This window comes from Silicimonas lutimaris (genome assembly GCF_047314965.1).
In the GTDB taxonomy this organism is placed as follows: domain Bacteria; phylum Pseudomonadota; class Alphaproteobacteria; order Rhodobacterales; family Rhodobacteraceae; genus JAVJUV01.
On record NZ_JBLBVK010000055.1, the window covers coordinates 121,047 to 133,781 of the forward strand.

13 protein-coding genes are annotated in these 12,735 nt (G+C 64.5%); 7 read left to right on the forward strand and 6 right to left on the reverse strand.

Annotated elements, in window-relative coordinates; all coding sequences use genetic code 11:
• The first annotated feature begins 47 nt into the window (after positions 1-47).
• Positions 48-1,163 carry an enolase C-terminal domain-like protein gene (locus ACKLNI_RS16515; RefSeq protein ID WP_413720191.1) on the forward strand — a complete coding sequence of 372 codons (1,116 nt, stop codon included), beginning with the start codon at positions 48-50 and terminating at the stop codon, positions 1,161-1,163.
• 8 nt (positions 1,164-1,171) lie between these two features.
• Here the strand turns inward: ACKLNI_RS16515 and ACKLNI_RS16520 are convergent, their stop codons facing one another.
• A complete protein-coding gene (locus ACKLNI_RS16520; RefSeq protein WP_413720192.1) occupies positions 1,172-1,687 on the reverse strand; it encodes a winged helix DNA-binding protein in 516 nt (171 codons plus the stop codon).
• A 103-nt stretch (positions 1,688-1,790) separates the two neighbouring features.
• Here ACKLNI_RS16520 and ACKLNI_RS16525 point away from each other — a divergent pair, with 103 nt between their 5' ends.
• From ACKLNI_RS16525 to ACKLNI_RS16545, 5 genes are all read left to right on the forward strand, one after another.
• Positions 1,791-3,062 carry an NAD(P)/FAD-dependent oxidoreductase gene (locus ACKLNI_RS16525; RefSeq protein ID WP_413720193.1) on the forward strand — a complete coding sequence of 424 codons (1,272 nt, stop codon included), beginning with the start codon at positions 1,791-1,793 and terminating at the stop codon, positions 3,060-3,062.
• Between the two features lie 34 nt (positions 3,063-3,096).
• A complete protein-coding gene (locus ACKLNI_RS16530) occupies positions 3,097-4,071 on the forward strand; it encodes a TRAP transporter substrate-binding protein (protein ID WP_413720194.1) in 975 nt (324 codons plus the stop codon).
• Positions 4,072-4,135: 64 nt separating this feature from the next.
• The gene (locus ACKLNI_RS16535) at positions 4,136-4,666 is read left to right on the forward strand and encodes a TRAP transporter small permease (RefSeq protein WP_413720195.1); all 531 of its coding nucleotides are present in this window, start codon (positions 4,136-4,138) and stop codon (positions 4,664-4,666) included.
• A 6-nt stretch (positions 4,667-4,672) separates the two neighbouring features.
• The gene (locus ACKLNI_RS16540) at positions 4,673-5,980 is read left to right on the forward strand and encodes a TRAP transporter large permease (RefSeq protein ID WP_413720196.1); all 1,308 of its coding nucleotides are present in this window, start codon (positions 4,673-4,675) and stop codon (positions 5,978-5,980) included.
• 7 nt (positions 5,981-5,987) lie between these two features.
• The gene (locus ACKLNI_RS16545; RefSeq protein ID WP_413720197.1) at positions 5,988-6,896 is read left to right on the forward strand and encodes a hypothetical protein; all 909 of its coding nucleotides are present in this window, start codon (positions 5,988-5,990) and stop codon (positions 6,894-6,896) included.
• Positions 6,897-6,977: 81 nt separating this feature from the next.
• On the opposite strand, the gene ACKLNI_RS16550 is transcribed toward ACKLNI_RS16545, so the two are convergent.
• The 4 genes from ACKLNI_RS16550 to ACKLNI_RS16565 are packed head-to-tail and all read right to left on the reverse strand — an operon-like array spanning position 6,978 to position 10,952.
• Positions 6,978-8,345 (reverse strand): phosphohexomutase domain-containing protein, encoded by a 1,368-nt coding sequence (locus ACKLNI_RS16550; protein ID WP_413720198.1) that lies wholly within the window; start codon positions 8,343-8,345, stop codon positions 6,978-6,980.
• A 10-nt stretch (positions 8,346-8,355) separates the two neighbouring features.
• Positions 8,356-9,321: a 2-hydroxyacid dehydrogenase gene (locus tag ACKLNI_RS16555; protein ID WP_413720199.1), complete on the reverse strand. Its 966-nt coding sequence runs from the start codon at positions 9,319-9,321 to the stop codon at positions 8,356-8,358.
• Entirely contained in the window at positions 9,314-10,162 is an 849-nt protein-coding gene (locus ACKLNI_RS16560) for a fumarylacetoacetate hydrolase family protein (protein WP_413720200.1), read from the reverse strand. The genes ACKLNI_RS16555 and ACKLNI_RS16560 overlap by 8 nt, the downstream gene beginning before the upstream one ends.
• 46 nt (positions 10,163-10,208) lie before the next feature.
• The gene (locus tag ACKLNI_RS16565) at positions 10,209-10,952 is read right to left on the reverse strand and encodes an SDR family oxidoreductase (RefSeq protein ID WP_413720201.1); all 744 of its coding nucleotides are present in this window, start codon (positions 10,950-10,952) and stop codon (positions 10,209-10,211) included.
• Positions 10,953-11,095: 143 nt separating this feature from the next.
• Here ACKLNI_RS16565 and denD point away from each other — a divergent pair, with 143 nt between their 5' ends.
• Positions 11,096-12,067, forward strand: a complete 972-nt coding sequence (denD, locus tag ACKLNI_RS16570) for a D-erythronate dehydrogenase (protein ID WP_413720202.1) — start codon at positions 11,096-11,098, stop codon at positions 12,065-12,067.
• Between the two features lie 8 nt (positions 12,068-12,075).
• Here the strand turns inward: denD and ACKLNI_RS16575 are convergent, their stop codons facing one another.
• The gene (locus ACKLNI_RS16575) at positions 12,076-12,723 is read right to left on the reverse strand and encodes a GntR family transcriptional regulator (protein ID WP_413720203.1); all 648 of its coding nucleotides are present in this window, start codon (positions 12,721-12,723) and stop codon (positions 12,076-12,078) included.
• Positions 12,724-12,735: the final 12 nt, after the last annotated feature.

Genomic DNA, 12,735 nt, shown 5'->3' on the forward strand with positions numbered 1-12,735 from the left:
TTCCTTGCGGCAATGTCGGTTCCGGGAACCTCGGGGGAATGCGTCGCTTGGGCGATCTTGACCAGCCAATCATGGGCTTCGACGTCTGGCACTTGTCGCTGCCGGTCACGTCGCGCCGCGACCATGGAATCGGCAGCGTCGCTGGTGCCTGCGAAATCGTCGTGCTGCGCCTGACAACCGCGGACGGAACCACCGGATGGGGAGAGGCGTCGCCCTGGTCGGTCTTCACAGGCTCTCCCGAGGCGAGCTTCGCGGCGCTCGACCGGTACCTTCGCCCTCTCGTCACGGGGCGCACCGTCGCCGACCGCAAAACGATCATGGCCGACGCGCTCTACGCCGTCGCCCATTGCACCGAGGCCAAGGCCGCGCTGGAAACCGCGCTTCTGGATCTCGAAGGCCGCCTGACCGGACAGCCCGTCTGGAAACTGCTCGGCGGCGCCGACCCGGCCCCGATCCCCCTTTCGGTCTCGATTGCCGATCCTGATTTCGACAACGATCTCAGACTACTGGAACGCATCGTTGAAGACGGCGTCGGCATCATCAAACTGAAAACCGGCTTCCGCGAAGCGGGTTTCGACACGATGCGGCTGGACCGCATTCGACGGGATCACCCCAGTCTGCGCGTCCGCGTCGACTTCAACCAGGGCCTCACGCCGGACGAGGCCGAGGATCGGGTGCTGGGCGTCGCGGCCTATCGTCCCGACTTTATCGAACAACCCGTGCGCGCGCATCTCTTCGACCTGATGGCGCATCTCCGCGGCCTCACCGACATCCCTCTTCTCGCCGACGAAAGCGTATTCGGGCCCGAGGACATGGCCCGCGCGATCCGCGAGGGCATCTGCGACGGCGTGTCGATCAAGATCATGAAATCGGGTGGGCTGACCCGTGCGCAGGAGGTCGCCCGCATGGCCGCCGAAGCGGGTCTTCTCGCCTATGGCGGCGACATGTTCGAAGCGGGCCTCGCCCATCTGGCCGGGACCCACATGATCGCGGCCACTCCCGAGATCACGCTCGGCTGCGAGTTCTACCAGGCCAGCTATTTTCTCGCCGAAGACATCCTGTCCTCGCCCTTCCGCGTGGAACAAGGCCATGTCGTCGTCCCCGACACCCCCGGCCTCGGTGGCGTTCCCGATATGGACAGGATCGAGAGGTACGCGCGATGACCGCCGCGCTAGAGAACCGTCGCCGCGCGTGCCGCCTGGTCGTACTGGCCGGACATCATGCGCAGGATCGACGCCACCTGGCTGACCACCGCAGGGTCCAGCCCCCGGTCCAGAACCGCGTCAAGAAGCAGCCGCTCGCGGATTTCGCGGTACCGAGCGCAGGCCTCGCGCCCCGCTTCGGTCGCCTCGACCGTCTTTTCCTTGCCCTGTCGCCCGGTCCTCACCAGCCCGGCGCGCACCAGTTTCTTGACCGCGTAGTTGACCGTGTGGGTGTCCTCGACATTCAGCACCAGGCAGATGCCAGCCAACGTTTTCGGCCGGTCGCGATGGCGCACCGTGTGCAGAACCAGAACTTCCAGCGAGGACAACTCGGGCTGTCCCGCCGCGGTCATCGCATGGACCACCCAACGGTGAAACGCGTTTCCCGCAAGGATAAGCCCGAACTCCAGCTCCGAGATCTCCGGAAAGCTGCCATCGGCCAGGTGAGCCGAAGAAACGACGGGGCCAAGTGTGTTCGCTGCCATTTGGTCAGCGTGGCGGCCTCAAATGCATTTTGTCAACAATTTGTTGACGAACTGCAAAAGTGTGAGACAGTCAACTCAGCGAATCTGCGAAAGGGGCGTCGGGGTGAGCTCTGAATCGACCAATCCCAAATCCCGCCATGTCGCCGTGATCGGCGCCGGCATCGTCGGAGTTTCGACGGCGATATGGCTCCTGCGCGACGGCCATCGAGTCACACTGATCGACAAGAAAGGCCCCGCGGAAGGCACCAGCCATGGCAACGGCGGAGTGCTGGCCTCTTGTTCGATCATTCCTGTCACGGTTCCGGGCCTTTTGAAAAAAGCCCCTCGGATGCTGTTCGACCCGAACCAGCCCCTCTTCCTGAAATGGTCCTACGTGCCCAAGCTGGCCCCCTGGCTGATCCGCTACCTGAGCCATGCCACTTCCGACGCGGTCCGCCACCGCGCCTCCGCTCTTGCCCCGATCATCGGCGACTCGCTGGCCGACCATCAGGCGCTTTCCGCGGGAACCGGCGCCGAGAAATGGCTGGTCCCCAGCGATTATGTCTTCGTCTACCGCGACCGCGATCACTACAACGGCGACGCGTTCGGCTGGTCTGTCCGGCGCGAGCATGGCTTTGAATGGGACGAACTCGAAGGCAAGGCCTGGCAGGAATACGAACCCTCCTTCGGCCCCGATCTCGGCTTCGGCGCGCGTTTCGGAAACCATGGCCGGATCACCGATCCGGGCCGCTACGTGAAAGACCTCGCCGCCCATGCCGAAGCGCTCGGCGCGAAACTCCGGATCGGAGAAGTCACGGATATCGCCCGTGAAAACGGAGCCGTTTCGGGTGTGCGCGTCGGCGGCGAAACCCTCGCTTGCGACGAGGTCGTTCTCGCGACCGGCGTCTGGTCCCGCCCGTTGGCAGAAAAGCTGGGCGTGGACGTCCCGCTGGAATCCGAGCGCGGCTATCACCTCGAGCTTTGGGAGCCTTCGGTCATGCCGCGCGCCGCCGTGATGATCGCAAGCGGAAAATTTGTGGCGACTCCGATGGACGGTCGCCTGCGACTGGCGGGCATCGTCGAGTTCGGAGGCCTGGATGCCGCGCCCTCCCGCGCTCCGTTCCGGCTTCTCGAAAAGAACATCCGCGATGCCATCCCCGGAATTTCGTGGAAACACACGGTCGAGTGGATGGGCCACCGCCCATCCATCGCGGATTCGATTCCGCTGATCGGCGAGGCTCCCTCGCTGAAAGGCGCGTGGTTCGGCTTCGGCCATGACCACGTAGGTCTGACAGGCGGCCCGAAAACCGGGCGGTTGCTGTCACAACTCATCTCTGGGCGTCAGCCAAATATTGACCTCGCGCCCTATTCGCCTGCACGCTTCCGGCGTGCATGACACCAAAACCAACCAAACCAACCGGGAGAAGATGATGAAACACATGAAGACCTTGCTGGCCACAAGCGCCATTGCCCTTGCCGCAGGCGCGGCATCGGCGGAAACCTGGGATATGCCGATGGCCTATGCCGCGACCAACTTCCATTCGGAAGTCGGCGCCAACTTCGGCAAGTGCGTCACCGACGCCACCGGCGGCAACCTCGAGATCGTCACCCACCCCTCGGGATCGCTGTTCCCCGGCAACGAGATCAAGCGCGCCGTCCAGACAGGCCAGGCCAATATCGGCGAACGCCTGATTTCCGCCCACCAGAACGAGAACCCGCTCTACGGCGTCGACTCGATCCCGTTCCTCGTGTCGTCCTTCGACGAGCATGAAAAGCTCTGGGAAATCGCCGGCGCCAAGGTCGCTGCGGCGCTGGACGAAGAGAACCTGCACTATCTCTACTCCGTGCCATGGCCGCCGCAGGGCCTCTATTTCCGTGACGAGGTGAACTCTGTCGCCGACATGAAGGGCGTCAAGTTCCGCTCCTACTCCACCGCCACTGCGCGTCTGGCCGAATTGACCGGCATGCTGCCGGTTCAGATCGAAGCCGCCGAAATCAGCCAGGCCTTCGCCACCGGAGTTGCAGACTCGATGGTGTCTTCCGGCGCCACCGGCTATGACCGCAAGGTCTGGGAGCACCTGAAGTACTTCTACATCGTCGATGCCTGGCTGCCGCGGAACATCGTCTTCGTGAACAAGGACGCCTGGAACGGTCTCGACGACGCCACCAAGGCCGCCATGAACGACTGCGCCGCCGCCGCCAAGGCCGAAGGCCTGCAGCGCTCCAAGGACTACACCCAGTTCACGCTCGACGGGCTCAAGGAAGGCGGCATGACCGTTGCCCCGGCCAGCGACACGCTGATGGAGGAACTCAAGGCGATCGGCGCGACACTCACCGAGGAATGGCTCGCCGAAGCCGGTGACGAGGGCAAAGCCATCGTCGACGCCTACAAGGCCGGCAACTAAACCAACCGGCCGGGCCGGGGATATCCCCGGCCCGCAGCTTCACAAAGAACAGGGGACGGGGACCATGGCGACAGCGCGCGCGCTGAGACGCATTCTCGATACACTCTACCTGGCAGGCGGCGTCATCGCATCGATCTTCCTGATTGCGATACTTACAATCATCGTCCTGCAGATGCTGGCCCGCTGGACGGGACAGGTCTTTCCAGGCGCGACCGACTACGCCGGCTATTGCATGGCGGCCGCATCGTTCTTCGCCTTTGCCTATGCCCTGAACCACGGCGCGCATATCCGCGTGTCACTGGTCCTCAGCGCGCTTGGCCGCTACCGCCGCTGGGGCGAGACCTTCTGCTTCGCCGTCGGCACCCTTATCGCCACCTGGTTCGCCTGGTACGCGGTCAAGGGCACCTATGTCTCCTGGCGATGGAACGAGATCAGCCAGGGTCTCGACAAGACTCCGATCTGGATCCCGCAGATCTCGATGTCGATCGGTGCAATCCTCCTGGCCATCGCTTTCTGGGACCACCTGGTCCAGCTCATCTTTCACGGCAATCACCGGATCAAGTCCGATCTGGTCGATCAGAGCCACGCGGAGTAACGACACATGGAACAGCTTGCTCCGATCGCCATCTTCCTCTTCGTCCTCTTCTTCCTCCTCGGCTCCGGCGTCTGGGTCGGCCTCGCGCTCATGGGCGTGGCCTTCGTCGGCATGGAACTCTTCACCTCACGGCCACCCGGAGATGCGATGATCACCCGCGTTTGGGGCGCCTCGTCTTCCTGGACGCTGACCGCCCTGCCGCTCTTCATCTGGATGGGCGAAATCCTCTACCGAACGCGACTGTCCGAAGACATGTTCCGTGGCCTGAGCCCCTGGCTCGCACGCCTGCCGGGCGGGCTCGTCCACACCAACATCGTTGGCTGCACCGTTTTCGCCGCTGTCTCCGGCTCCTCTGCCGCCACGCTCACCACGGTGGGCAAGATGTCGATTCCCGAGCTTCGCAAGCGGAACTACCCTGAAAACATGGTCATCGGCACGCTGGCCGGCGCCGCGACGCTGGGCCTGATGATCCCTCCCTCGCTGACGCTGATCGTCTACGGGGTCACGATCAACGAGTCGATCACCAAGCTGTTCATGGCCGGCATCTTCCCCGGCCTCGTACTCGCAGGCATGTTCATGGCTTATGTCGCGGTCATGTCCTTCGTCTCGAAGGACTTCAACCCGACGCCCGAACCAGCGATGACCTTCGGCGAAAAGATCAGGAACTCGCGCTTCCTGATCCCGGTGATCTGCCTGATCCTCGTGGTCATCGGCTCGATGTACCTCGGCTACGCCACGGCCACCGAAGCCGCCGCTTTCGGCGTCATCGGTTCGATGGTGCTGGCAGCGACACAGGGCTCGCTGAACTGGAGCACGTTCACCGAAAGCCTGATGGGCGCTGTGCGCACATCCGCGATGATCGCCCTCATTCTGGGCGGCGCGGCGTTCCTCTCGCTCTCCATGGGCTTCACCGGCCTGCCCCGTGGCCTGGCAGACCTTATCGCCTCGCTGGAACTCAGCCGCTTCGAACTCCTGATGGCGCTCCTTGTCTTCTACATCATTCTCGGCATGTTCCTCGACGGCATCTCTTCCGTGGTGCTGACCATGGCGGTGGTCGAACCCATGATCCGCGAAGCGGGCATCGACATCATCTGGTTCGGCATCTTCATCGTCGTCGTCGTCGAGATGGCCCAGATCACGCCTCCCATCGGGTTCAACCTCTTCGTGTTGCAGGGCATGACGACCCACGAGATGAACTTCATCGCCCGCGCCGCGATCCCGATGTTCCTGATCATGGTCCTGATGGTCTTCGTGCTGATCGCCTTCCCGGAACTGGCCACCTGGCTTCCGGACAACATCCGGCAACGAAACTAGGACGCCCTTGCCGATCCTTCACCTTGCCGCCCGCCACGCAAGGCTCTGCCTCGTGGCGGGCCTTCTGGCGGGGCTCACGCTGGAAGGTCTGGCCCAGACGCTCAAACCCTGGCTGCCGCAGCTCGTGGCGCTGCTCCTTTTCCTGTCCGCGGTACGGATCGGCCCCGCGCGCGCCCTCGGCAGCCTCCGCGAGGCCCGGACGACACTGACCGTCATCGCGGCCTATCAGCTCGCCCTCCCGCTTCTCGCACTCGCCGCTACCCTCGTCCTTGGCCTGACAGGCCACACTATGGCCCTTGTCCTCGTGCTCCTCATGTCCGCCCCTCCGGTCACCGGCAGCCCCAACTTCACGGCCCTCATGGGTCACGACCCCGCTCCGCCAATGCGCGTCCTGATCGTCGGCACTGCGCTCTTTCCCCTGACCGTGCTGCCAATCCTCTGGGCGCTGCCCCAGCTTGGCGATGCCGCCGCGGTGCTGACCGCCGCGCTTCGCCTGCTGGCCGTGATCGCCGCCGCCGTCGCCATCGGCTTCGCGGTGAACCGCCTGATCCGCCCCGAAGAGAGCCCCGAGCGCCTCCGCGCCGCCGACGGGGCAAGCGCCATCGTCCTCGGCGTCGTGGTGATCGGGCTCATGTCAGCCCTCGGACCAGCGCTCCGCACAGAGCCGCAGGCCGTCGCCCTTTGGCTCGCCTTCGCTGTCGCCGTGAACTTTACGCTTCAGATCCTGGCCTGGCGCATCACGGGCGTGGCCGGCTATGCGATCCAGTCCGGAAACCGCAACATCGCACTCTTCCTCGTTGCCCTTCCGGCCGAGGTCACCGACCCGATCCTGATCTTCATCGGCTGCTACCAGATCCCGATGTACCTGACGCCCATGATCATGGCGCGGCTCTACGGCCGCCCCGAGGCACCCTGATCTTCTTCCTGGCTCAAATATGGCCGAGGGGTCCGGGGAGGCAGAGCCTCCCCGGCGGGTCGGCGCTCCGTGCGCCGATGTTCAGAGAAGGGCCGCGCGCAACCGCGACAAGGCGTCGGCCAGAAGCGCATCCGCCGCAGCCTGGCTCTCCGCCTCGACATAGCAGCGGAGTTCCGGCGCATTGCCGGATGGCCTCACCGTCACGATCCGGCCCGAGGAAAACGCCATCCGGGCGCCGTCGGTCTGATCGACGTGAGAAAGCCGGCCCAGCCCGTCGGGCAGCACCGAATGGTCCCCGCCCAGGATCGCCTCGACAAGGGCCAGCGATTTTTCCCGCGGGATGTCCTTCAGGCGGTCCGTCGCCGTCCGGCGCTGCGGCAGGTCGTCCAGCAGCGCCGAGACCGCCACGCCCCGCCCGGCGGCGCTGACCAGCACAGCCAGCAAAGGCAGCGTCGAGTCCCGGGTCATGAGCGGGCGGAAGCCCCTCTCCATGTCCCATCCAAGCAGGAACCCGCCGTTTGGCTCGTACCCGGCCACCCGGGCGCCCTGCCGCGCCTCCATCTCAGCGATGATATAGGGCGACCCGATCCTGGTCCGCGTGACGGACCGGAAACCGCCCATGAGATCGACCATCGTATTGGCCGATACGGTCGTCACGACCTCGTCCGCGCCGGCCCATCGGGCCGTGATCGGGCCGAGAATGTCCCCCGGGATCACCTCGCCGCGATCGTCAACCAGAAGCGGGCGGTCCGCATCGCCATCCGTTGAAACCAGCGCGTCAAGCGCATGCTCGCGCACCCATGCCGCCAAAATGCCGCGCGTTTCCGCGTCAACGGCCTCGGTGTCCACCGAGATGAACGCATCGGACTGTCCCAGCCCCACGACCGCCGCTCCAAGGCCCTCGAGAATCTCCGGCAGCACCGTGCTTGCGGCCGAAGAATGCAGCCAGACACCTATGCGCCGCCCCTTCAGGGCGCCTGCCGGAAACCCGTCCAGATACCGCGCCACATAGTCCGACCGTGCGGTCCGGTTCTCTTCCACCTCGACGCTGGCGACGCCGGGTGCCACGCGCGCAGCCACCGCGTCGCGCAACGGGGCCTCGTCGGCCTTGGTGAACTCGCCGGCCCGTGTGTAGAACTTCAGCCCGTTGCGGTCGGCCGGGATATGGCTCCCGGTCACCATGATCGCGACCGCGCCCTCTTTTGCCGCGGCCAGCGCAAGAGCCGGCGTCGGCAGAACACCGCAATCCACGACCTCGGCCCCCTCGGAGACGGCACCGGCAGCGACCGCCCGCGTGATCCTCGGGCTGCTCTCGCGGCGATCCTGGCCGATCAGAAGCCGGCCGCCTTTCCCATGCTTCGCGACGAAAGCCGCCGCATAGGTGGCGCAAAGCTCATCCGTCAGTTCGACGGCCAGCCCCCGCAGCCCACTCGTTCCAAACTCGGGCATACTCACTCCATCAATCGTTCAGGAACTTGCACTCCGGCACCGGGGTGACGACCCGGCCCTTGTCCAGCCACATTTCGAGGTTCCGGCAGACGAGGTCGCCCATGGCCATCCGGGTCTCGACCGTCGCGCTGCCCACGTGCGGAAGCAGAACCACGTTGTCCATCGCCTTAAGCGCATCGGGGATCTTCGGTTCCGCCTCGAACACGTCCAGCCCGGCGCCACCCAGCTCGCCCGCCTCCAGCGCGGCAACCAGCGCGGCCTCGTCGACGACCGAACCACGGGACACGTTGATGAGGATGCCCTCCGGCCCCAGCGCCTTCATCACATCGGCGTTGATCAGGTGGCGCGTTCCCGGACCACCCGGCGTGATGACGATCAGCACCTCCGAAGCCTCGGCCATCTTCACGAGGTCCGGGTAATAGGCGTAAGGCACATCCTTTTCGGACCGCGTATGATAGGCGATGGTCGCATCGAAGGCGCTGGCGAGTTCGGCGATCGTCTGACCGATCCTTCCCAACCCGACGATGCCCACCTTCCGGCCGCGCACCGTGTGCGTCAGCGGAAAGGCGCCCTTCGCCTCCCAGTCTCCCGAGCGCGCCCAGGCTTCGGCCTGGACGAGCCGGCGGCTCACCGCCAGCCAGAGCATGATCGCGGTATCCGCCACCTCGTCGTTCAGAACGTCAGGGGTATGGCTTACAAGCACACCGCGGGCGGCCATGCCATCGGCGTCGATTGCGTCATATCCCACGCCATAGCTTGCCACGACCTTGAGGTTGGGCAGCGCCGCGGCGACATCGTCGGGCACTCCCCAATGGCCATCCGTGGCGATGGCCACGAAGGACGCGCCCTCCGCGGCGAGGAACCCCGCCCGGTCTTCCTGATCGAACAGTTTCGAGACATCGAAGCCAGCCTCGAACCGGGCCGTCATGCGCGCGGTCACGTTGCCGATCTGCAGGAGCTTGGGCTTGTCAGGCATCCTCGCCCACCGTTTGCCGCTGCGTGCCCAGCCCATCGATGGACAATTCCATCACGTCGCCCTTCTTGAGGTAGACAGGCTCGGGCTTCTTGCCCATGCCGACACCCGGAGGCGTGCCGGTCGAAATCACGTCGCCAGGGTGCAGCGTCATCAGCTGGCTCATGTGGCTGATGATCTCGGCCACCGTGAAAATCATGGTCCGCGTGTTCCCGGTCTGCATCCGCTTGCCGTTCACATCCAGCCACATGCCAAGGTTCTGCGGGTCCGGGATCTCGTCACGGGTGACAAGCCAGGGTCCGGTCGGCCCGAAAGTGTCGCAGGATTTCCCCTTGGTCCATTGCCCGGTCAGGTTCATCTGGAAATGACGCTCACTGACATCGTTGATCACGCAATAACCCGCGACATAGTCCAGCGCCTCTTCAACGCTGACGTATTTGCAGGGCTTGCCGATGACCACGCCCAGTTCCACCTCCCAGTCCGAATGCTTCGAGCCGCGCGGGATGACCACGTCGTCATTCGGACCGACGACGGCCGAATTCGCCTTGAAGAACAGGATCGGATGAGCGGGGATCGGGTTACCGGTCTCTTCCGCGTGGTCGGTGTAGTTCAGACCGATGCACAGGAACTTGCCGATCTGCCCAACGCAGGGACCAAGCCGCGGATTGCCGCCGACAGCCGGCAGCGAGGCCGGGTCCAGGGAGCGAAGGCGCGCCATCGCCTCGTCGCCCAGCGCTGCACCGGCGATGTCGTCCACATGCGCCGAGAGGTCGCGCAAAACGCCATCGGCATCGATCATCCCCGGCTTTTCCTTACCCGGATTTCCATAACGAACCAGTTTCATGTCAGTCCTCTTTCTTTCTTGTTTTCAACGCACTGCCGTGCGGAATTCATGCTGTCCATCCGCCGTCCACGGCAAAGGCTTGTCCGGTCGTATAGGCGCTTTCGTCCGATGCCAGATGCACGGCCAGCGCCGCGATCTCCTCGGGGGTGCCGATCCGGCCCATGGGCTGGCGCGCCTTGAACGCTTCCAGGGCGGTCTCGTAATCGCCGGTGGCCCGCAACCGATCCTGCAGCGACGGGCTGTAGACCGTGCCAGGACAGATCGCGTTGCAGCGAATCCCGTTCTTCACGAAGTCGCGCGCCACAGATTTCGTCAGGCCGATCACCGCAGCCTTCGACGTGCCGTAGATGAACCGGTTCGGCACACCCACGATGGAGGATGCAACGGAGGCGATGTTGACGATGGACCCTGCCCCGCGCTCAAGCATACCCGGAAGCGCAGCCCGGATCGTCCGGAACTGCGCCCGGACGTTCAGGTCGAAGGCAAAGTCCCAGTCGGCGTCGGTTGCCTGCAGGATCGTGCCGTCGTGGACGAACCCCGCGCAGTTGAAGAGGATATCGGGATTGGCGCGCGCGACGCCTTCGCGCACGCTTTCGTCATCGCGAACGTTCAGCAGGTAGGTCGTCAGGCCACCGCCGGCTTCCTCGGCAAGCGACGCCAGTGCCTCTTCGTTGATATCGGTCGCAAAAACCTCCGCGCCCTCCCGCAGCATGGCCAGCGCCGTAGCCCGTCCGATGCCCTGACCCGTCGCCGTCAGCAGCGCGCGTTTTCCTGTCAGCCGTCCGCTCATGATCCGAATTCCAGTTCTGATTGTCCCGGACCGCCCCTTCGGCTGTCCGACTCCCTTCGTTTAGCCCCTAGTGGAAGCCTTCGCGAAATTCTAGGGTCTCTCCTACAGCGGCGCAGGTGCGCAGTGGCCAGGGAGGACACGCAATGGCAAAGATTCTGATCATCGGCGGCGGCGGCATGGTCGGGCAGAAACTGGCCCACTCGCTGGCCGCCGACCCGTTTCATGCAGGAGACGAGGTTACCCTCTTCGACATGGCCTTTCCCGCCGAGGGCGGCGCTCCGGCAGCCCAGAAACTCCCAGGAAACATTACGGACAAGGGCGCGATCCGCCGGCTTGCGGCCGGGCGACCCGACCTGATCTTCCATCTTGCCGCCATCGTCTCGGGTGAAGCAGAAACCGACTTCGATCTCGGCTGGAACGTCAACATGATGGCCTTCCGCGACCTGCTCGAAGCGCTGCGCGCCGAGGTCGTCTCTTCCGCGCATGCCTACAAGCCCCGAATCGTATTCACGTCGTCCATCGCCGTCTTCGGCGCTCCCTTCCCCGAGAAGATCGACGACACGTTCTTCCAGGCCCCGCAAACCTCCTACGGAGCCCAGAAGGCCGTCTGCGAACTGATGCTCAGCGACTATATCCGCAAGGGGTTTTTCGACGGCATGTCGATCCGCCTGCCCACGATCTGTGTCCGTCCCGGCAAGCCGAACAAGGCGGCCTCGGGCTTCTTCTCGGGCATCATCCGGGAACCCCTGAACGGGGTCGAGGCGATCCTCCCCGTCAGCCGTGATGTCCGCCACTGGCACGCCTCCCCGCGCTCGGCGGTCGGCTTTCTGCGCCACGCCGCCACTCTGGACACGACGCTGCTCAATGCGCGGCCCGCTCTGAACATGCCCGGCGTCTCCTGCACGGTCGAAGAGCAGATCGAGGCGCTGCGCGAGGTGGCCGGCAACGACGCCGTCGCGCTCATCCGCGAAGAACCGGACGAGGCAATCCGCGCGATCGTGAAAAACTGGCCCCGCGACTTCGCACCAGAGCGGGCGCTGGCGCTCGGTTTCCATGCCGAAGACAGCTTCCGCCAGATCATTGAGACCTATATCGCCGACGATCTGAAGCGCTGATTCCACCGTCAGTTCTCCCGGATGTTCCGCTTCAGGTGGTCGTAAATCGCCTTGCGGCAGGCGGCCTCGTCGCGGGACAGCGCGGCATCCAGTATCGCCTGGTGCTCGATGATGATCGTGTGAAAATAGCTTTTCCCGAATTGCCGCTCCAGGCTCACCATCTGCTGGCGAAACTGCAGATAGACCCGCGCATAGGTGTCGCGCAGGATCGGAGAGCCGCAGGCCGCGATGAGCGTTTCGTGGAAATTGCGCTCGGCCTCCGACCAGAGTGCCATGTAGTCGTTGATCTCACCCTCTCGCGCGATTTCATGCTCGATATGAACCAACTTGTGATGCGCGGCGGCAAGGTCCGACTCCCACGTCAGTCCGCCCAGCCGCATCGAAGCGGCCGCCCCCTCCTGCTCCAGCAGAATCCGGAAACGGGTGATGTCGTTGCATACGGATTGCGTTGCGCGCGCCACGCGAAACCCGCGCTGAACCTCGAAGGTGACAAGTCCGACATTGGTCAGCCGCAACAGGATCTCGCGAATCGTATTGGCCGAACATCCATAGGTGCCCTGCAAGTCCGCGGGCTTCAGCTTCTCACCCGGACGGAACGCGGCATTCATCAGCTTCTGCTGCAAATCCGCATAAATATCGGGCGTCTCAACGCGCATAATCCTCCCTCC